General features: G+C 60.1%; 16 protein-coding genes, 1 pseudogene and 1 riboswitch. Of the genes and pseudogenes, 10 read left to right on the top strand and 7 right to left on the bottom strand.

The window, feature by feature from the left end; all coding sequences use genetic code 11:
• Nucleotides 1-107: 107 nt before the first annotated feature.
• Nucleotides 108-314 carry a hypothetical protein gene (locus tag AC1Z1G_RS22225; RefSeq protein ID WP_084320502.1) on the bottom strand — a complete coding sequence of 69 codons (207 nt, stop codon included), beginning with the start codon at nucleotides 312-314 and terminating at the stop codon, nucleotides 108-110.
• Between the two features lie 193 nt (nucleotides 315-507).
• Between AC1Z1G_RS22225 and AC1Z1G_RS22220 the strand changes: the two genes are divergently transcribed.
• Entirely contained in the window at nucleotides 508-792 is a 285-nt protein-coding gene (locus tag AC1Z1G_RS22220) for a hypothetical protein (RefSeq protein ID WP_483622479.1), read from the top strand.
• A gap of 214 nt (nucleotides 793-1,006) precedes the next feature.
• Here the strand turns inward: AC1Z1G_RS22220 and AC1Z1G_RS22215 are convergent, their stop codons facing one another.
• Entirely contained in the window at nucleotides 1,007-2,173 is a 1,167-nt protein-coding gene (locus tag AC1Z1G_RS22215) for a 1-acyl-sn-glycerol-3-phosphate acyltransferase (RefSeq protein ID WP_483622478.1), read from the bottom strand.
• Nucleotides 2,174-2,313: 140 nt separating this feature from the next.
• Here AC1Z1G_RS22215 and AC1Z1G_RS22210 point away from each other — a divergent pair, with 140 nt between their 5' ends.
• Genes AC1Z1G_RS22210 through AC1Z1G_RS22200 form a run of 3 tightly spaced genes read left to right on the top strand, consistent with a single transcriptional unit; the run spans nucleotide 2,314 to nucleotide 3,425 of the window.
• The gene (locus AC1Z1G_RS22210) at nucleotides 2,314-2,496 is read left to right on the top strand and encodes a CPXCG motif-containing cysteine-rich protein (RefSeq protein WP_347901977.1); all 183 of its coding nucleotides are present in this window, start codon (nucleotides 2,314-2,316) and stop codon (nucleotides 2,494-2,496) included.
• Between the two features lie 12 nt (nucleotides 2,497-2,508).
• A complete protein-coding gene (locus tag AC1Z1G_RS22205; protein ID WP_483622477.1) occupies nucleotides 2,509-2,769 on the top strand; it encodes a putative signal transducing protein in 261 nt (86 codons plus the stop codon).
• Between the two features lie 35 nt (nucleotides 2,770-2,804).
• Complete coding sequence (locus tag AC1Z1G_RS22200; RefSeq protein ID WP_483622476.1) at nucleotides 2,805-3,425, top strand: SOS response-associated peptidase; 621 nt, start codon at nucleotides 2,805-2,807, stop codon at nucleotides 3,423-3,425.
• A gap of 146 nt (nucleotides 3,426-3,571) precedes the next feature.
• Here AC1Z1G_RS22200 and AC1Z1G_RS22195 read toward each other — a convergent pair whose 3' ends face one another.
• Nucleotides 3,572-4,315, bottom strand: a complete 744-nt coding sequence (locus AC1Z1G_RS22195) for a methyl-accepting chemotaxis protein (protein WP_483627962.1) — start codon at nucleotides 4,313-4,315, stop codon at nucleotides 3,572-3,574.
• A gap of 111 nt (nucleotides 4,316-4,426) precedes the next feature.
• A pseudogene (locus AC1Z1G_RS22190) lies at nucleotides 4,427-4,624 on the bottom strand (HAMP domain-containing protein); the annotation flags it as partial.
• Between the two features lie 1,367 nt (nucleotides 4,625-5,991).
• Here AC1Z1G_RS22190 and AC1Z1G_RS22185 point away from each other — a divergent pair.
• Nucleotides 5,992-6,810, top strand: coding sequence for a M48 family metallopeptidase (locus AC1Z1G_RS22185; RefSeq protein ID WP_483622475.1), 819 nt, complete (start codon nucleotides 5,992-5,994; stop codon nucleotides 6,808-6,810).
• Between the two features lie 131 nt (nucleotides 6,811-6,941).
• On the opposite strand, the gene AC1Z1G_RS22180 is transcribed toward AC1Z1G_RS22185, so the two are convergent.
• From AC1Z1G_RS22180 to AC1Z1G_RS22170, 3 genes are all read right to left on the bottom strand, one after another.
• The gene (locus AC1Z1G_RS22180) at nucleotides 6,942-7,526 is read right to left on the bottom strand and encodes a TMEM165/GDT1 family protein (RefSeq protein WP_483622474.1); all 585 of its coding nucleotides are present in this window, start codon (nucleotides 7,524-7,526) and stop codon (nucleotides 6,942-6,944) included.
• A gap of 88 nt (nucleotides 7,527-7,614) precedes the next feature.
• Nucleotides 7,615-7,738: riboswitch (yybP-ykoY riboswitch) on the bottom strand.
• A gap of 40 nt (nucleotides 7,739-7,778) precedes the next feature.
• Entirely contained in the window at nucleotides 7,779-8,777 is a 999-nt protein-coding gene (locus AC1Z1G_RS22175) for a methyltransferase (protein ID WP_483622473.1), read from the bottom strand.
• 33 nt (nucleotides 8,778-8,810) lie between these two features.
• A complete protein-coding gene (locus AC1Z1G_RS22170) occupies nucleotides 8,811-9,776 on the bottom strand; it encodes a 2-hydroxyacid dehydrogenase (RefSeq protein WP_483622472.1) in 966 nt (321 codons plus the stop codon).
• 91 nt (nucleotides 9,777-9,867) lie between these two features.
• Here AC1Z1G_RS22170 and AC1Z1G_RS22165 point away from each other — a divergent pair, with 91 nt between their 5' ends.
• From AC1Z1G_RS22165 to AC1Z1G_RS22145, 5 genes are all read left to right on the top strand, one after another.
• Nucleotides 9,868-10,497 (top strand): LysE family translocator, encoded by a 630-nt coding sequence (locus tag AC1Z1G_RS22165; RefSeq protein ID WP_347901970.1) that lies wholly within the window; start codon nucleotides 9,868-9,870, stop codon nucleotides 10,495-10,497.
• Between the two features lie 208 nt (nucleotides 10,498-10,705).
• A complete protein-coding gene (locus tag AC1Z1G_RS22160; protein ID WP_483622471.1) occupies nucleotides 10,706-12,388 on the top strand; it encodes a fatty acid--CoA ligase in 1,683 nt (560 codons plus the stop codon).
• 334 nt (nucleotides 12,389-12,722) lie between these two features.
• The gene (locus tag AC1Z1G_RS22155; protein WP_483622470.1) at nucleotides 12,723-14,597 is read left to right on the top strand and encodes a DUF1302 domain-containing protein; all 1,875 of its coding nucleotides are present in this window, start codon (nucleotides 12,723-12,725) and stop codon (nucleotides 14,595-14,597) included.
• Nucleotides 14,598-14,625: 28 nt separating this feature from the next.
• Nucleotides 14,626-15,990 carry a DUF1329 domain-containing protein gene (locus AC1Z1G_RS22150; RefSeq protein WP_483622469.1) on the top strand — a complete coding sequence of 455 codons (1,365 nt, stop codon included), beginning with the start codon at nucleotides 14,626-14,628 and terminating at the stop codon, nucleotides 15,988-15,990.
• A gap of 205 nt (nucleotides 15,991-16,195) precedes the next feature.
• The gene (locus AC1Z1G_RS22145) at nucleotides 16,196-18,931 is read left to right on the top strand and encodes a winged helix-turn-helix domain-containing protein (RefSeq protein ID WP_483622468.1); all 2,736 of its coding nucleotides are present in this window, start codon (nucleotides 16,196-16,198) and stop codon (nucleotides 18,929-18,931) included.
• Nucleotides 18,932-18,939 lie beyond the last annotated feature (8 nt).

Here is an 18,939-nt window from a genome sequence, read left to right as displayed (position 1 = left end):
CATTCGCGAGATTCAAAAAAGCCCGGTGCCAGTGATGGCCCCGGGCTTTTTCATGCCTGTCGATCCTTCGGGACCCGCTCCGCGCGCTCTACAAGGGGTCGGCGTTGTCAGGCCGCTTGCGAGTAAAAATCCAGCACGCTGACACCCGTCAGCAAATCGGTTTCAGGCAGGTCGGCGTGTTGATGTCCGCCAAGGGCGCAATACACCAGCCAGTGGCGGTCCTGGACATTGAAGGCGAGGCTGCCGACCAGCGCTTGCTGTTCATCGCTTTGGGCGATCAGGTAGAGGCGGTCCTGGTTTTCGGCGTGCAGCATGACAAGCTCCATGGGGATTCGAGGGGCCACAGACTGGCTTGCTTAGATGACGAAGGCATGACGGGCTGAATTAATCGGCGCATCGGTCGTTGTTTCGTCTTAAAACGCGGGCAACACGTCAGGCTTTCGGTAGAATCCGCGCCGCGAGAGCAGGCCTGATGCTCCGCCTTACCGGTTTTGCTTGAGGTTTATGATGTCGTTGCACCTGATCTCGCTGTTTTCTGCACACCCCGCCAAACTGATCAACCTGCTAGCCCTGCTGTTCGCCTGCCCCGGCGGTTGGCTGCTGCATGCCACCCGGCGCCGTGAGCAGCGAGCCCTGGCCCACCTCGCCGAACAAAGCGAACGTCGCGCGGTTGACCAGCCGATGTTGTTGCTGGACGTTGCGACCTTGCGCATGAATCGCTTTTTCTACCGTTTCGGTTTCGCCTGCCTGGCCCTGGCGCTGCTGGTGTCGTGGATCAGCACCCGCTTCTGAACCCTGACACAACCTGTGGCGAGGGAGCTTGCTCCCGCTGGGCTGCAAAGCGGCCCAAAAACCCGTCCCCCGTGTTGTTTCAGGCACACCGCGATCACCGGTTTTACGACTGCTGCGCAGCCGAGCGGGAGCAAGCTCCCTCGCCACAGTAAGAGCAAATCCCCAAAAAAAACGGCGCCCTGAAGGGCGCCGTTGTTGTATCTGGTCAAACCGCTTACAGGGGCAGGCCTGCCTTGACGCGGTACTGATTGCGCACCGGCGTTGCATATTGCAGCACCAGGAACGGCCGGTGTGCCTCGGGGCACGCGTCGAGGCGCCGTTGCCATTCTTCCCGGGCCTTGGCCAGCTCATCGGCGGCAAACACCTGGGCGGCGTTGGGCACCTGCAGTTGCGGGTCGGCGTCGCTCCACTGGGCATAAGCCAGGTAATGCACCGGGAACAAGCGATAGCCGCCAAGGATCTGCCGGTCCATTTCGCTCGCCAATTGTTTGGTGTCCTCGAAACGTTCGGTGATTGGCGCTGCGAAGTTCACGTGCACCCGGCCTTTGTAGCCGGTGATGCCCTTGGCGATGCTTGCGTCATCCTCGCCGGGCACTTTGGCGTAAGTGCCGGTGGTGGCGCGGATGTACAGTTCTCGGGCCTTGGCCTGGTCGCACGGGTCGTATTCGTAGCTGATCGACACCGGGGTGAGGTTGAGCGACTGAATGACTTCGCCAAACGGCTCGTCCTTGCGGCTCATGTGGAACATCTTGAGGATCGCCGACTCGGTACGGTCGTCGCCGTCCTTGGCCCGGCCTTCGGCCTGGGCGATCCAGATCGACTGGCAGTCGTTGCGGATCGAATGGTTGATGTACGCCGAGAGCAACTGGTAAGCCGCCATTTTTTCGCGTCGACCGGTGATCGAGCGGTGCACGATGAAGCTCTTGTTCAGGCGCATCAGGTCGCTGACAAAGGGCTTTTGCAGCAGGTTGTCGCCAATGGCGATGCGTGGCGTCGGCAGGCCGGCGTGGTACACCGCATAGTTGACGAAGGCCGGGTCCATCACGATGTCGCGGTGGTTGGCGATGAACAGGTAGGCGCTGCCGGACTTGAATTGTTCGACGCCGGTATAGGTCACGCCGTCAGTGGCGCGCTCGATCGTATGGTCGACGTACAGCTCGACCTTGTCCTGCAAGGTGGCCACCGAGCTGACACCCGCAAACTCACGGCGCAGCCGATAAGCGATAAGGGGTTTGAGCAACCAGCCGAAGGCCCCGGCAAAGCGCGGGAAGCGGAAGTGGGTGAGGATATCTAGAAACGCCTTGTCGCCGAGCAGCCTGGCCAGTACTGCCGGGACTTCGCTGTCGTCGTAAGGTCGGATGGCATCGAATTCGCCCATCATGCTCTCTTGTTAGAAACGGCTAGGGTAAGTAATGGATAGGATCGATTACACATAGGGCACGGTCTGAAAAATACGCTCAAACAAAAATAGCCCTGCAAATAGACCGGCGATTATACGCACAAGTCACTTGGGAGACCGCGATGCTGGAAACTGCGCACTATGACTGCCCTTATTGTGGGGAAGAAGTGGAGGCTGTGCTGGACTTGTCCGGCGGTGATCAGCAGTACATTGAGGACTGTCCGGTGTGTTGCCGGCCAATTGTGTTCACGCTGCAAACCGATGGTCAGGAATGGATGCTCGACGTTCACACTGAAAACGAGTGAAGGGTGACTCCTATGCAGCGCATCTATGAACCGGAAAACCTGATGGAAGGCGAGTTACTGCAAGGCATGCTGGCCAGTGAAGGGGTGGAGGCGCATCTGGTGGGGCGCGACCTGCTGGGCGGTGCGGGCGAACTGCCGGTGTTCGGCCTGCTCGGGCTGGCGGTGGACAACGACCAGGCGCAATACGCGCGCGAGCTGATCACCGCGTACAATGCGGCGCTGCCTATGCCTGGCGACGAACCGCACCCTGTTGCCGGAGTGCTGGTCTGTTAGGCTGACGTTCGTTTGAGTGAGAGTCGTGTTGCCCCATGTGTGGACGTTATGCCCTGTTTCGTTGGAACCCCGCGTTTGCGGCCTTGCCCGGATTTCCGGCCGATCAGCAGGCGCAGTGGAACATTTCGCCCAATGACTCGGTGCTGATGCTGCGGGCGGACGCGGGCCAGCGCACGTTGGCGCGTGCACGGTGGGGGCTGACGCCACCCTGGCTGACCGATTTGTCGCGGACTCCGGCGCATGCCCGTGCCGAAACCCTGGCCGAACAGCCCATGTTTCGCGAGGCCTTTCGCCAGCGCCGTTGCCTGTTACCGGCCAACGGGTTCTACGAATGGCGCGGCACCACCCGCAAGCGCCCGTACTGGCTGACACCGGGGGAGGGCTCCTCGCTGTTTTTTGCGGCAATCTGGGAAGCGTACCCAGTGCAGGAGCAAGTCTGGTTAAGTACGGCAGTGGTGACCCAGGCCGCGTCGAATCAGCGTCGTCCGTTGATGCTCGATGCAGCCGGGCAGCAAGCCTGGCTTGACCCCGAAACCCCGTTGCACACCTTGCAGGCGCTGCTCGCCAGCGAACCTGCCGTGTTGCGCGAGCGGGTGCTGGCGAACCTGGTGAACGATCCAAAACTCAATGCGCCGGAATGCCTGACGCCGGGTTAAGCCTGAGTCAAAAGCCCCTCACCCCAGCCCTCTCCCGGCGGGAGAGGGCGCTGATCGAGTTGTCTTACTCAATTCATCGACCTGAAGTAGCCCCCAATGAGTCCCCTCTCCCTCTGGGAGAGGGTTAGGGTGAGGGGCTTTGCTTTTCAGACCTTGAACTGATTGATCAACCGCCGCTGCTGCTCGGCCAGTTTGGTCAGGTCCGCACTGGCAGCGCTCGATTCATCCGCGCCGCCCGCGACTTCATTGGCCACCTGGCCGATATTGATCACGTTGCGATTGATGTCGTCGGCCACCGCGCTTTGTTCTTCCGCCGCACTGGCGATCTGGGTATTCATGTCATTGATCACCGATACCGCCTGCGTGATGGTTTCCAGGGCCTCGGCCGCCTGAGCGGCGCGCTGCACGCTTTCATCCGTGCGGTTCTGGCTGTCTTCCATGACACGCACCACATCGCGGGTGCCCTGCTGCAACTGCTGGATCATCGACTGGATTTCTTCGGTGGCCTGCTGAGTCTTCTGCGCCAGATTGCGCACTTCATCAGCCACTACCGCAAAACCACGTCCCTGCTCGCCAGCCCGGGCGGCTTCAATCGCGGCGTTCAAGGCCAACAGGTTAGTCTGCTCGGCGATCCCGCGAATAGCGGTCAGGATCGCGTTGATGTTCTCGCTGTCCTTGGCCAGGGTTTGCACTACGCCCACCGCTTTGCCGATTTCCACCGCGAGGGCGCCAATCGAGGTCGAGGTGTTACGCACGATCTGCATGCCTTGGGCAGCGGCGCGGTCGGCGTGGCTGGCAGCTTGCGCGGCCTGGGTCGCGTTGCGTGCGACGTCCTGGGCGGTGGCGGTCATTTCATGCACCGCGGTGGCCACTTGATCGATCTCGGCCATTTGCTTGTGCACGCCAATATTGGTGCGGATGGCGATGTCGGCCGTGTGTTCGGATGAGTCGCTGACGCTCTGCACCGACGTCACGACCTGGGTGATCATCGCCTGCAACTTGGCCAGGAAAGTGTTGAAGCCCTTGGCGATCGAACCCAGTTCATCGGCGCGGTCGCTGGTCAGGCGGCGTGTCAGGTCACCTTCGCCCTGGGCGATATCGTCGAGCATGGCCACCATCTGTTTCAGGGGGCGGGCAATGCCGTGGCCTACCAGCCAGATCACCAGCAAGCCGATACCCGCGATCAGCAGGCCGACCATGGTCATGCCGAACGTGTCGGCGTTGCGCTGTGCCTTGAGGTCACTCTGCAAGGTTTGCAGGTCGGCCATCACCGCGTTCAGCGGCAATTGCAGCAGCAGGGTCCAGCGAGCGTCGGTCTGGCCGATGCCGAAAGGCAAATACAGCTCGATCTTGCCGCGGGTCTTGTCGACGTTGTAGGTCACTTCGCCGCGATTGAGGTGGCTCAGGTTGGCGACCTGGCTGGCGTCGAGAATGTCGCTGACCTTCTCGCCGAACTTGCTAGGGTCCTTGGTGTAGGCGACCAGGCGCTGGTTGCCGCCGATCAGGGCCATTTCACCGACACCGTTATAGAGCTTCTGGTTTGCGCCCAGCAGCATGTCCTGAATGAAGTTCACCGACAGGTCGGCGCCGACGATGCCTTGGAATGTGCCGTTGACCATGATCGGTTCAATGAAGGATGCCAGCATCACGGTCTTGTCGCCGACCTTGTAAGGCGCCGGGTCGATTACGCAGGGTTTTTTGCTCTCCTGGGAGCACAAGTAGTACTCGCTGGCGCGCACGCCGGTGGAGAGGACGGTGCGATCGTTGACGTCCGCCAGTTTGTCCAGGCCCAGGCTGGCGTCTTCGTTGCGGAACCACCACGGCAGAAAGCGCCCGGTGCCCGCATCGATACCGACCACTTGGCTGCCGACATAAGCCGCGTCGTTATGGTCCAGCGCGTTGGGTTCCCAGCCGATGTAGGTGCCGAGGATTTTCGGGTTCTGTGCGACGTTTTCCTTGATCAGGCTGATCAGTTGCTCACGGCTCAGGCTCAGCTGCGGTTTGCCGTCGGCCTGCGCAGTGCCGATCAGCGCGTTGACCCGCACCAGTCCACCGGCAATCAGCAGTGGCGCTTCGAGCTCACGCTGGATCTGGCTGACCTGGGTTTGCGCCAACCCGCGCAGACGTTGCTCAATGACTTGCTCGAACTGCGCCTGAGTGCGCTGCTGGACCATGTCCTGGGTCCGCGCCCCGGAGAACACGGCGTACAACACCAGGGCGGCGACAACGCTCAATACGATGGCACCGGCCAGGGCGGCGACGGAAAACTGGATCGACTTGAATTTCATAACGGCTCCGGACGCGGGAATGACGTCTGCCGAGGGTTATCGGCGGCCGGGCGGTCGGGCATGAGCGGGAATTTTCAAAATGACTGTTTTGGATCGGCAGGTGTCGCTCAGGGGCAGGTGTTGAGCCTTTGCGGCGTCTGGCGGGGTGTCTTTTATGAATTTATTGCGACGGGGAGGTAGGGCGTATCTGAAATTAACGTGCAGCACGTCTGTTGTATCTGGCGTCGATAGAGATCACAGCCTAGGATACGCGCCATCTTTTCAGGGAGAGAGTGTTCATGAGTAAGCGTTTGGTTTTGTGTGCATTGAGCGCAAGTCTGCTGCTCGGTGGGTGCCAGTCGGTCAATACGACCAGCGGCGGCGCGGTGGGTGTCGAACGCAAGCAGTACATGTTCAGCATGCTGTCGACCGATGAAGTCAACCAGATGTATGCCCAGTCTTATCAAAAGACGCTTGGCGAAGCGCGCAGCCAAGGGGTACTGGACAAGAACAGTGCCCAGGCTCGGCGTGTTCAGGCGATTGCTGATCGCCTGATTGCCCAGGCCCCGAACTTCCGCCCGGATTCGGCGCAATGGAAGTGGGAAGTCAACCTGATCAAGAGCGACGAGCTCAACGCCAACTGCGGTCCTGGCGGCAAGATCATTTTCTACACTGGCCTGATTGACAGCCTGAAACTCACCGACGATGAAATCGCTGCCGTCATGGGTCATGAAATCGCCCACGCTTTGCGCGAGCACGGTCGTGAAGCAATGTCCAAGGCCTATGGCATCGAAATGGCCAAGCAGGGCGCTGGCGCATTGTTCGGTCTGGGGCAGGACAGCCTGGCGCTGGCCGATACCGTGGCGAACTACGGCATGACCTTGCCCAACAGCCGTGCCAACGAAAACGAAGCCGACCTGATCGGCCTGGAGCTTTCGGCACGTGCCGGTTACAACCCGAACGCCGCGATCACCTTGTGGAACAAGATGAGCAAGGCTTCCGAAGGTTCGTCACCGGAGTTCATGAGTACTCACCCGGCGTCCACCAGCCGCATTGCTTCCCTGCAAGCGGCGATTCCGAAAGTCATGCCGCTTTACGAGAAAGCGCCGAAGTCCTGATGTTTATACATCGTCAGTAAGAACCTCATCGAGAACAGGCTCGCTCCCACATTGGTCCCGTACGTCAGAGATCAACTGTGGGTGCGAGCCTGCTCGCGATAAACGATAACGCGCTCTACCGGCCTATCGCATTACACCCATCCGCTACTCTGCATTGCCTTGTACACCGCCACAATGGCCAGTACGAGGAACGCCGACGCCGCCAGGCGACGGATCAGGGTCAGGGGCAGTTTGTCTGCGGCAAAGTTACCTGCCAGAACCACCGGCACGTTGGCAATCAGCATGCCCGCCGTAGTGCCGATAATCACCAGCCACAACTCAGGGTATTGTGCCGCCAGCATCACAGTGGCGACTTGAGTCTTGTCGCCCATCTCCGCCAGGAAGAACGCAATCAGCGTGGTCAGGAACGGACCGAACTTGCGGGCCGTGCTGGCTTCGTCATCATCCATTTTGTCTGGCACCAGGGTCCACAGCGCGGTCGCTGCAAAGCTCGCGGCCAGAATCCAGTGCAACGTTGAATCCGAGAAGAAACTGCCAAACCAGGCACCGACTGCGCCAGCGGCTGCGTGGTTGGCCAGGGTCGCGGCGACGATGCCGGCAATGATCGGCCAGGGTTTGCGAAAGCGGGCGGCGAGAATGAGTGCGAGCAGTTGCGTCTTGTCGCCAATTTCGGCCAAGGCAACGATTGCGGTAGGAACGAGTAGAGAATCCAGCATCAGGTAGTTTCCAAGGGGCGGGTCGACACGGCTATGACACGTACAGCCTTCCCGCCCCGGGTAAGGTGTTCGTGTCATAGGTCTTGTCAAACCCTGCGTTCCGTCTGTGCGGACGCTGGGGTCGCATACGCCATGGTCTGAGGACCAAGTATGTTGACGTATGCCGGACGAGCATGGCGCTCGTGGGAGACTACTCCCCTAGGACGGAGCGGATTCTGCCTAGGCAAATCCGATAGGGCAAGCGTTAATTGCTCAGCCGCGTTTGGCCCGGTAAATCCGGAAACCTTGCCCTTCGGCCTTGATCGTACACGCCCCCAAGTGCTCTTCGATCAGCGGTTGGTACTTCAGGAAACTGTTGGCAACCAGGCGAAGTTCGCCGCCATTTTTCAGATGTTTGGCAGCTTTTCGCAGCAGGTTCTCGGTAGCGAAATAATCGGTATGAACGCCGACATGAAACGGCGGGTTACTCAGGATTGCGCTCAAACCCATCGGTGCGGCGTCGATTCCATCGCCCGTCAGCACCTCGGCTTCCAGACCGTTGGCCGCCAGGGTCAGGCGACTGCTGGCGGCCGCGAAGGCGTCGACGTCCAGCAGGGTGACGGTGTTGTGCGGATAGCGCCGCTTGACCGCCGCGCCCAGAACGCCAGCGCCACAACCGAAGTCCAGCAAGTGACCGCTTGGCAGTTTGTCCAGGTGTTCGAGCAGCAGCGCGCTGCCGCGATCCAGCCGACCGTGACTGAACACGCCCGGCAGGCTGATGACTTTCAGAGGGCCTTCGGCCAGTGGCAGTTCATATTCCTGGGCCAGGCTTTCCAGCGATTTGGCCTCGGGCGCATTGGCCACGGTGACTTGCCATAGCTGGCAATGCCGTGCGCTGTCGAGCTTGCGAGGTTTACCGAAGGGGTTCAGCTGTTTGGCTGCGCCTTCGATGCCGCTGCGCTTTTCACCCACCAGGTACAGCTCGCGACCGGCCAGGCGCGAGGCGAGGGCGTTGAGGATGTAATCGGTCAGGTCCTTGGACTTGGGCAGAAACACCACGGCTGTCTCAAACGCGCGGTCCGGTGCGTTCACGCCAAAGTGGCTGCGCTCGGCAAAGCGTGCGTCCAGCGCGGCTTGGTCGCCCGCGTGCCAGCACCAGCCGTGAGCGTTGGGCAATTTGCCCAGCAGGTCATCGGCGGGCAACCCGGCCAGCAGCAACGAGCCTTGAAACAAATCAGCCTGACGAAGCAGTACTTCACTGCGCGGATCCATAGTCTGCTCCTTGAAAAAAAGTGCGGCAGTTTATCAACTGACGACCCGCAGCGCTGTACCGCTGAAAAACGCCTGGGCGTTTTCCGTCAGTTGGCCGACGATCCGCTGCCGCGCCTCGCGGCTGCCCCAGGCGTTGTGGGGTGTGACGATCAAGCGAGGGATGTCATGGGCCAGCAGCGGATTGCCGGCGGTCGGCGGTTCGACGCTCAGCACATCGGTGGCCGCACCACCCAAATGGCCGCTGCGCAGGGCATCGGCCAGGGCCTGCTCGTCGATCAAGCCACCGCGGGCCGTGTTGACCACAAAGGCACCGGGCTTGAGCAGTGCCAGTTCGCGAGCCCCGATAAAATGGCGCGTGTGTTCATTGAGCGGGCAATGCAGGGTCAGCGCATCGACTTGCGGCAGCAGTTCATTGAGCGGCACCCGATCAGCGCGGGCAGGGCGGCCGGGAATCTGCCCCGACACCACCCGCATGCCAAAGGCTTCAGCCAGCCGCGCCACTGCGCCGCCCAACTCGCCATGGCCGAGCAGGCCGAGGGTTTTGCCTTCGAGTTCGACGATCGGGTAGTCCAGCAGGCAGAATTGTTTCGCCTGCTGCCAGCGACCTTCACCGACAGCTTTTTGATAATCGCCCAGGCGCGTGGCGAGGTTAAGCAACAGCATGATCGTGTGTTGCGCGACCGATGGCGTGCCGTAACCCTGGCAGTTGCTTACGGTAATACCATGGGCGCGGGCGGCGGCGAGATCGACGTTGTTGGTGCCGGTGGCGGCGATCAGGATCAGCTTCAGGTCAGGGCAGGCTTTGAGCGTTTCAGCGTTCAACAGGACTTTGTTGCTGATGGCCACGCAGGCACCCTTGAGCCGCTCAACGATGTTGTCCGGCGTGGTCAGCGAGCACAGTTGAAGGTCATCGAAGCAGGCCTGCAAACCGCTGAGGTCCAGGTCGCCGAGGTCCAAGGAACTGTGGTCGAGGAAAACGGCGCGGTTGTCGTTCGTCATTAACTGTACCTTTTGCGCGGGGATCTGAAGGCGTAATCTGCCGAGCCTACCAGATGAAACAAAACGTTACGCTTGGCCAAAAGGAGCCCTCATGTACTTGACCGAGTTTTTGACCGTTGCCCTGATTCACCTGCTCGCCGTGGCCAGTCCAGGACCGGACTTTGCCGTGGTGGTGCGTGAAAGCGTGACCCACGGTCGCCGCGCCGGCACCTGGACGGCGCTGGGGGTGGGCACGGCGATCTTCCTGCACGTGGGCTATTCGTTGCTGGGCATTGGCCTGATCGTGTCGCAGTCGATTGTGTTGTTCAATGCACTCAAATGGCTGGCGGCCGCGTACCTGCTGTACATCGGCTTCAAGGCCCTGCGGGCGCAACCGGCCAAACCTGCTACCGAAGACCTGCACAAGGAAGTCGGCGAACGCACCGCGCGCGGTGCTTTCACCTCGGGGTTCGTGACCAATGGCCTGAACCCCAAGGCCACGCTGTTTTTCCTTTCGTTGTTCACCGTGGTCATCAACCCGCACACGCCGCTGTCGATCCAGGCCGGTTACGGGATTTACCTGGCCGTGGCGACCGCTGTCTGGTTCTGCCTGGTGGCGATGCTGTTCAGCCAGCAGCGCGTACGTGCCGGTTTCGCTCGCATGGGCCACTGGTTCGACCGGATGATGGGCGCGGTCCTGATCGCCATCGGTGTGAAACTGGCCTTTACCGAGATGCATTGATCGCGTTGTCCGTTCGCACCTTGGAGGTGTGCGGCCGGACGGTTGTAGGCCAAATCGTGTGATCAGTGATGAATCCGGGCAAATGCTGGCGTAAAGCTAGCATTTGTACGGTGCCGCAAATCATTCCTTTGGCTGATTTGGGCTGTGTTCAAGGGCTCTAGAGTGCTTAACTCAATGCCAAGACCGTGCAGTCAGAAAAGGGATTCTTATGTTGCAGACTCGCGTTATCCCCCCGGCTGAAGGGGCCTACCAATACCCGCTGCTGATCAAGCGTCTGCTGATGTCGGGCAGCCGCTACGAAAAAACCCGTGAAATCGTCTACCGCGACCAGTTGCGCTATACCTACCCGACCCTGATCGAGCGGGTCGCGCGGCTGGCCAACGTGTTGACGGCGGCGGGGGTCAAGGCCGGGGATACCGTGGCGGTCATGGACTGGGACAGTCACCGTTACCTGGAATGCATGTTTGCGATCCCGATGATTGGTGCCGTGATTCACACCATCAACGTGCGCCTGTCTCCCGAACAGATTCTCTACACCATGAACCACGCCGAGGACCGCTTCGTGCTGGTCAACAGTGAGTTTGTGGGGCTCTACCAGGCGATTGCCGGGCAACTGGCCACGGTCGAGAAAACCCTGCTGATCACCGACGGGGCCGACAAAACGGCTGACCTGCCGAACCTGGTGGGTGAGTACGAGCAGTTGCTCGCCGCCGCCAGCACCCAATACGACTTTCAGGATTTCGACGAAAATTCGGTCGCGACCACTTTCTACACTACCGGCACCACCGGTAACCCAAAAGGGGTGTATTTCACCCACCGGCAACTGGTGCTGCACACCATGGGCGTGGCGGTGATCATGGGCAGCATCGACAGCGTGCGCCTGCTCGGCACCCGCGACGTGTACATGCCCATCACCCCGATGTTCCATGTGCATGCGTGGGGCCTTCCGTATGTGGCAACCATGCTGGGCCTCAAGCAAGTCTATCCCGGCCGTTACGACCCGGAATACCTGGTAGAGCTGTGGCGCAAGGAGAAGGTCACCTTCTCCCACTGTGTGCCGACAATCCTGCAGATGCTGCTCAACTCCAAGGCTGCACAAGGCACCGATTTCGGTGGCTGGAAAATCGTCATTGGTGGCAGTGCCCTCAACCGTGGGCTGTACGAAGCGTCCAAGGCCAAGGGCATTCAGTTGACTGCCGCCTACGGCATGTCGGAAACCGGCCCGCTGGTGTCTTGCGCGCACCTGAATGAAGAGTTGCTGGCCGGCACCGATGACGAGCGCACCACCTACCGCATCAAGGCCGGGGTGCCGGGACCGTTGGTGGAAGCGGCCATTGTCGACGACGACGGCAACTTCCTGCCCGCCGATGGCGAGTCCCAGGGCGAACTCGTGCTGCGCGCCCCCTGGCTGACCGAGGGCTATTTCAATGAGCCGCAAAAGGGCGCCGAGCTCTGGGCTGGCGGCTGGCTGCACACGGGGGACGTCGCGACCCTGGACAGCATGGGCGTGATCGATATTCGTGACCGCATCAAGGACGTGATCAAGACTGGCGGCGAATGGGTCTCCTCGCTGGCACTCGAAGACCTGATCAGCCGCCACCCGGCGGTACGTGAAGTAGCAGTGGTCGGCATTCCTGATCCGCAATGGGGGGAGCGGCCGTTTGCCCTGCTGGTGGTTCGAGAAGGCCATGTGATCGGGGCCAGGGAACTCAAGGAACACCTCAAGCCTTTCGTGGAACTGGGGCATTTGAGCAAGTGGGCAATTCCGAGTCAGATCGCCCTTGTTACTGAAATTCCCAAGACCAGTGTCGGCAAGCTCGACAAGAAGCGTATCCGCGTCGACATCACACAGTGGCAAGCCAACAACAGCACCTTCCTTTCGACGCTTTAAGCGTCCCTTGCCGTGCCCGAAAAGGCACGGCAGGCCCACCAAGCAAGCGCTTGGCTTGTGAAATCGAAAATTTCAGCCATTCTTGCCGTGCCGGCATTTGCCGGTCTGGCGAAACGACTGTTCCAGAGTGCCCGGGGGCTGCAAATCACACTTTAGAGGGATCAAGCAGTAACCCCTGCTGGCTATAGTCGCTCAAGGATTTTTAAGAACGAGGCAAACGCACACAACGGGGCGATGCAACTTGAATGATGTCGGGGGCTTCTGGTTTCCGGTCACTCAGAACGTTTTTAGAAGTGCTCACTGCCATAACAATAAAGCACATGGAGTAGCGTCGATGACATCTACCAACCAGTTCTGGCGCCGGGCAAAACTGCCCCTGGCGGTCAGTCTCGCCTCTACGCTCGCCGGACCCGCATTCGGCGTCAGTTTCAATATCGGAGAGATCGAAGGTCAGTTCGATTCGTCACTGTCGGTGGGTGCCAGTTGGTCCACCGAACAGCCCAACAAGAACCTGATCGGTGTCAACAACGGTGGTCACGGCCTGTCGCAGACCTCCGACGACGGCCATGCGAACTTCAAGAGCGGTCAGACCTTCTCGAAGATCTTCAAGGGCATCCATGATCTTGAGCTGAAGTATGGCGATACGGGCGTATTCGTACGCGGCAAGTACTGGTATGACTTCAAGTTGCAAGACGAAGACCTCGACTTCAAAAACGCCAGTAACGACGGCCGCAAGGAAGGTGCCAAGTCCTCCGGCGGTCAAATTCTCGATGCGTTCGTTTACCACAACTACTCGATAGGCGATGAGCCTGGCTCGGTCCGTCTGGGCAAGCAGGTCGTGAGCTGGGGTGAAAGTACGTTCATCGGTGGCGGCATCAACTCGATCAACCCGATCGATGTGTCTGCGTTCCGTCGTCCGGGTGCCGAGGTCAAGGAAGGCCTGATTCCGGTCAACATGTTCTACATTTCCCAGAGCCTGACCGAAAACCTGTCGGCCGAGGCGTTCTATCAGCTGGAATGGGACCAGACCGTTGTCGACAACTGCGGCACCTTCTTCTCCCAGCCGGACATCATCGCCGACGGTTGCACCGACAACCTGCGGGTGCTGAACAAGCGCTCGACCATCCCGGCCATCGCCCTGGGGCCATTGGCCAACTTTGGCGTCGACGTCAACGAAGAAGGTGTACTGGTTGCCCGTGGCGGCGACCGCGATGCACGGGACAGCGGCCAGTGGGGGCTATCGTTCAAGTACAACTATGAGCCGCTGGACACCGAGTTCGGTGCCTATTTCATGAACTACCACAGCCGCGCGCCGATTTTCAGCGCCACGGCTGCGCCACAGTCGATTTACAACATCGCCAAGGGGTTGCCAGGTCCATTCGCAGCATTGGGGCCGTTACTGGTGGCCGGTAACTCCAAGTACTTTGTCGAATACCCGGAAGACATTCGCCTGTATGGCTTGAGCTTTTCCACCACCTTGCCTACCGGCACCGCGTGGCAGGGCGAGATCAGCTACCGTCCGAACGCGCCGGTGCAACTGAACTCCACCGATATCCTGTTCAACGGTGTGCGTCCATTGGGTGGTCCGCTCGCCGATGCTTCGCTGCTCAACGGCCAGCCTGGTCAGGACCTGCACGGTTATCGTCGTAAAGAAATCACTCAGTTGCAGACCACGTTCACGCACTTCTTCGATCAGGTCATGGGCGCCAGCCGTCTGACCTTGGTAGGTGAAGTCGGGTTGACCTACGTCGGCGGCCTGGAAAGCACCTCCAACGTACGTTATGGCCGTGACCCGGTTTACGGGCCGGGTGAATTGCCAAATGGTACTTGCGAGTACCTGAACGGTAAGACCATTGCGGGCGCCGGTCCAGGCACCGCCAAAAACAACGCCACCCGTAACTGCAATGACGACGGGTTCACCACCTCGACTTCCTGGGGTTATCGCGGTCGTGCCATTTGGGAATACAACGACGTATTCGCGGGTGTGAACCTCAAGCCGAATGTGGCGTGGTCCCATGACGTCAGCGGTTATTCCCCTGGCCCTGGCGGCAACTTCGAAGAAGGCCGCAAGGCTGTCAGCCTGGGTGTCGATGCCGAGTATCAGAACACCTATACCGCGAGCCTGGCCTACACCAATTTCTTCGACGGCAAGTACACCACCGTGGATGACCGCGACTTCGTTGCGCTCAGCTTTGGCGTGAACTTCTAAGTACTGCTACTTCAGGACGAACAAGAATATGAAAATGACCAAGAGTCTGTTGCACGTAGGAGTACTGGGGCTTTCGTTGCTGGCGGCCAATGTCATGGCGGCCGTTCCGGCGGCGGAAGCGGACAAGCTGGGCAAGAGCCTGACCCCGATGGGTGCGGAAATGGCAGGCAATGCCGACGGATCGATTCCAGCTTGGAAACCACTGCCGAAAAACGCCGGCACCGTGGACAGCAAAGGCTTCCTGTCCAACCCGTTTGCCAGTGAGCAACCCCTGTTCACCATCACTGCGCAAAACGTCGACAAGTACAAAGACAAACTGGCGCCGGGCCAATACGCGATGTTCAAGCGTTACCCGGACACCTTCAAAATGCCGGTGTACCCGTCCCATCGTGGCGCCACGGTACCGGATGACGTGTTTGCCGCGATCAAGCGCAACGCCACCAGTACCAACCTGGTTTCAGGTGGCAACGGGCTGGAAAACTTCGAGACAGCCGTTCCGTTTCCGATTCCGAAAAGCGGCGTCGAGGTGATCTGGAACCACATCACCCGTTATCGTGGCGGTAGCGTGACTCGCCTGGTGACCCAGGCCACGCCGCAAGCGAATGGCTCGTACAGCCTGGTGTACTTCCAGGATCAGTTCGTGTTCCGCGACAAGATGAAGGACTACGACCCGAAAAACCCGGGCAACATCCTGTTCTACTTCAAGCAGAAAGTGACCGCGCCGGCACGTCTGGCCGGTGGCGTCCTGCTGGTTCACGAGACGCTTGACCAGGTCAAGGAGCCGCGTTCGGCGTGGGTCTACAACGCCGGTCAGCGTCGTGTGCGTCGGGCTCCGCAGGTGTCCTACGACGGTCCGGGTACTGCCGCTGACGGTTTGCGTACATCCGACAACCTCGACATGTTCAACGGTGCGCCGGATCGCTACGACTGGAAGCTTGAAGGCAAGAAAGAGATGTACATTGCCTCCGACAGCTACAAGCTAGATTCCCCGGCGCTCAAGTACGCCGACATCATCAAGGCCGGCCACATCAATCAGGACCTGGCGCGTTACGAGCTGCGTCGTGTCTGGCATGTGGTTGCAACCTTGAAGGAAGGCCAGCGCCACATCTATGCCAAACGTGACTTCTTCATCGATGAAGACACCTGGCAAGCGGCAGTGATCGATCACTACGACGGTCGTGGTCAACTGTGGCGTGTCGCTGAGGCTCACGCCGAGGATTACTATGACAAGCAGGTGCCGTGGTACGCCCTTGAAACCCTCTATGACCTGCAGTCCGGCCGTTACCTGGCTCTGGGCATGAAGAACGAAGAGAAGCAGGCGTATGACTTCGGCTTTACCGCCACTACCAGCGACTTCACGCCAGCTGCACTGCGTCAGGAAGGGGTTCGCTAACCCGCTGTAAACCGAGGCCGCATCCTCGTAAAAACGCCCCGATTGATTCGGGGCGTTTTTTTTTGCAACGATTCGTGGTTCGGGCGTCTGTCAGACCGTGGTCTTTTTGTAGCCATTTGTAGCAATAACCTTCAATCCCTTGTCGTTTACCGCTAGTCTGCGGACATCTGCAATGCCGCCAACAGAATTTTAACAAGAGCCGGCCATGAATGATCTGTCCCCATTTTCGGGTCCCGCCAGTGTTGCTGTCACGGCATTGGACGGGCGTTTTTTCCGACCTCCGTTGCCTGATGGCCACGTGTGGCGACCTCGCTTATGTGAACGCCTGACGGCGGGTTTGAACGGAAGGCTGCTACTGGTCAGTGCGCCGGCAGGTTTCGGAAAAAGCTCGTTGGCCGTGGAGTTTTGCCAGAGCCTGCCCGCTCATTGGCAAAGCCTCTGGCTGGGGCTTAGCCCACGAGACAATGATCCCGGTCGCTTCCTCGAACGGCTGCTGGACGGTCTGCAACATTACTTTCCCCAGTTGGGCGCTCAGGCCCTCGGCCTGCTGAAAATGCGCCAACGGCACCAGCCTTTTGCCTTCGAGGAATGGCTCGACGGCTTGCTCGACGATCTGGCTGCTCACGTATCGACCCGTGCGCCGCTGCTGCTGGTTCTTGACGACTACCACCTGGCGCAGGGGCCGGTCCTTGATCGCTGCCTGCAATTCTTCCTCAATCACCTGCCTGACGGTGTGCTGGTGCTGGTCACCAGTCGACAGCGCCCGGACTGGCATCTGGCGCGTTTGCGGCTGTCGCGGCAACTGGTCGAGCTGCACGAGCAAGACCTGCGCCTGACCCATGATGAATCCCTGGCCTTGCTCGACCGTCACAGCAGCTCGCTGCGTGGTGAAGCGCTGGAGCAACTCATCCAGCGCAGCGAAGGCTGGGTGGCCGGTCTGCGTTTCTGGCTGTTGGCGGCCTCTGAAGCCGGTGGCGATGAGGCGCTGCCACAGGCGTTGAAGGGCAGCGAAGGCTTGATTCGCGACTACTTGCTGGAAGAGGTCATCGATTGCCTGCCTGCCGAGGTGCAATCTTTTTTATACGACACCGCGCCCCAGGAACGCTTTTGCAGCGAGCTCTGCGACGCCGTGCGTGAAGCACACGACAGTGCGCAGATCCTCCGGTATCTGCTGGCGCATCAGGTATTTCTGGTGCCGCTGGACGAGCAGGGTCTTTGGTACCGCTACCATCATCTGTTTTCCGATCTGCTGCGCAGCAGGCCTTCGGTCAGCACCATGGTGCCGACCGCCAGTCTGCATTTGCGGGCGTGCCGTTGGTTCAATGCGCAAGGCCTGATCGACGAGGCGGTGGAGCAGGCCTTGCGCGCCGGGCACCTGGATGTTGCGGCGAACCTGGTGCAGAACCTGTCCGAGGAGCAACTGCTGGCCGAGCAAAATGTCGCCATGTTGCTGCGCTGGAAAATGGACTTGCCCGACAGCCTGCTGATCAGCACCCCCCGGCTGATCGTGTTGTATAGCTGGGCGCTTGGGCTGGCCTGTCAGTTGGATGCGGCTGAGGAGCTGGCCAGTCATTTGAGCCGATTCCTGCCGGCGCCTTCGGCAACGGCGCAGAAGTCCATGCTGGCGCAATGGTTGGCGCTGAGCGGGATCATTGCCAGGGGCCGTGGTAACCGCGAACTGACCATACTGTATTGCACGCAAGCGCTGGAGAGCCTGCCGGCCAAACGATACGGCCAGCGGCTGATGTGCCTGTCGACCCTGTCCAACCTGGCCATTGCCGACGCCGACCTCTGGCGTGCGCGAGGCCTTAATCGAGAGTCTCTGGAGTTGGCGCAACGGGTGGGTAATCCGCTGTTCGAGGCGTTGGCTCACTACGATCGGGCTCGAGTGCTGCAAGCTCGTGGGGAAATACTGCGTGCTCTCGATGAAGTGCATCAGGGCCTGCAACGGTTACAAGGGTTGTCGGCGCAGCGACTGTATGCCGTTCGCGCACGCCTGACGCTCTATGAAGGCTTTTTGCTGACCATGCGCTCGCAACCCGAGGCCGGGCTGGCCCGGTTGCAGGCCGGGCTGGTCGAAGCTCGGGCGTGTCGGGACATCAGCGTGCTGATCGGTTACTGCGTCATCGCCAATCTGGAAGGGCATCGCGGTCATTTTGCCGCCGCGTTCGCCGAACTGGCAGAGGCCGAGCGACTGATGCACATCTGGGATGTGCCACCGATCTACTACCTGGCGATGATCACTCTGGTCAAATGTGAGCTCTGGCTGGCCCAGGGACGCACCGACCTGGCCGAAGCCTGGCTGGCGAGGCTGGGTCAGACCTACAACGGCGAATTGGCGGCAGCCCCGCCAGAGTTCCATCCGCAGCTCCCGTTGCACATTGAGTTGCAACAAGCGCTGCTTGAGACGATTCAAGGGCAGCCGATGCGTGCAGAGGGACGTTTGAATGCACTGATTGAGCATGGGCAGCGCACGGGCCGACAAATGCTCAGTGCGATGGCCTTGAGTCAGAAACTCGCGTTGTTGATCGGCGGTCGAGAGACCGAGGCCCGGCAAACCTTGTTACAGGCTGTTGATGCGGCGGCGGGGGGTGTCTTGCAACCTTTCGAATGGTTATTGCGCGATCATCCGCAATGGTTGCGTGAGCAGTTGGCGCACTGTCCGCCAACACCCTTGCGCGAGAGCCTGCTTGAGCGATTACCGGTGATCGTCACGCGTGAAGCACTTGATCCGCAGCATCACACGGAAAATCTCAGTGCCCGGGAGCAGGCGGTGCTTCAGTTGATCGCTCAAGGTTGTTCTAACCAGCAAATCAGCGATCAACTGTTTATCTCGTTGCACACCGTCAAAACCCACGCCAGCCACATCAACAGCAAGCTTGGTGTCGAGCGAAGGACGCAGGCTGTGGCGCGGGCCAAGGCGTTGGGACTGTTGGGTTAAGCTCCCTC

The organism is Pseudomonas sp. JL27(2026), assembly GCF_056933555.1.
This window is presented reverse-complemented; position numbering and strand designations above follow the sequence as displayed.

What these genes read in the sequence shown, in the direction of transcription:
- AC1Z1G_RS22225 (WP_084320502.1), bottom strand. Translation starts at nt 314, where the DNA reads ATGCTGCACGCCGAAAACCAGGACCGCCTCTACCTGATCGCCCAAAGC.
- AC1Z1G_RS22220 (WP_483622479.1), top strand. Translation starts at nt 508, where the DNA reads ATGTCGTTGCACCTGATCTCGCTGTTTTCTGCACACCCCGCCAAACTG.
- AC1Z1G_RS22215 (WP_483622478.1), bottom strand. Translation starts at nt 2,173, where the DNA reads ATGATGGGCGAATTCGATGCCATCCGACCTTACGACGACAGCGAAGTC.
- AC1Z1G_RS22210 (WP_347901977.1), top strand. Translation starts at nt 2,314, where the DNA reads ATGCTGGAAACTGCGCACTATGACTGCCCTTATTGTGGGGAAGAAGTG.
- AC1Z1G_RS22205 (WP_483622477.1), top strand. Translation starts at nt 2,509, where the DNA reads ATGCAGCGCATCTATGAACCGGAAAACCTGATGGAAGGCGAGTTACTG.
- AC1Z1G_RS22200 (WP_483622476.1), top strand. Translation starts at nt 2,805, where the DNA reads ATGTGTGGACGTTATGCCCTGTTTCGTTGGAACCCCGCGTTTGCGGCC.
- AC1Z1G_RS22195 (WP_483627962.1), bottom strand. Translation starts at nt 4,315, where the DNA reads ATGGCCGAGATCGATCAAGTGGCCACCGCGGTGCATGAAATGACCGCC.
- AC1Z1G_RS22185 (WP_483622475.1), top strand. Translation starts at nt 5,992, where the DNA reads ATGAGTAAGCGTTTGGTTTTGTGTGCATTGAGCGCAAGTCTGCTGCTC.
- AC1Z1G_RS22180 (WP_483622474.1), bottom strand. Translation starts at nt 7,526, where the DNA reads ATGCTGGATTCTCTACTCGTTCCTACCGCAATCGTTGCCTTGGCCGAA.
- AC1Z1G_RS22175 (WP_483622473.1), bottom strand. Translation starts at nt 8,777, where the DNA reads ATGGATCCGCGCAGTGAAGTACTGCTTCGTCAGGCTGATTTGTTTCAA.
- AC1Z1G_RS22170 (WP_483622472.1), bottom strand. Translation starts at nt 9,776, where the DNA reads ATGACGAACGACAACCGCGCCGTTTTCCTCGACCACAGTTCCTTGGAC.
- AC1Z1G_RS22165 (WP_347901970.1), top strand. Translation starts at nt 9,868, where the DNA reads ATGTACTTGACCGAGTTTTTGACCGTTGCCCTGATTCACCTGCTCGCC.
- AC1Z1G_RS22160 (WP_483622471.1), top strand. Translation starts at nt 10,706, where the DNA reads ATGTTGCAGACTCGCGTTATCCCCCCGGCTGAAGGGGCCTACCAATAC.
- AC1Z1G_RS22155 (WP_483622470.1), top strand. Translation starts at nt 12,723, where the DNA reads ATGACATCTACCAACCAGTTCTGGCGCCGGGCAAAACTGCCCCTGGCG.
- AC1Z1G_RS22150 (WP_483622469.1), top strand. Translation starts at nt 14,626, where the DNA reads ATGAAAATGACCAAGAGTCTGTTGCACGTAGGAGTACTGGGGCTTTCG.
- AC1Z1G_RS22145 (WP_483622468.1), top strand. Translation starts at nt 16,196, where the DNA reads ATGAATGATCTGTCCCCATTTTCGGGTCCCGCCAGTGTTGCTGTCACG.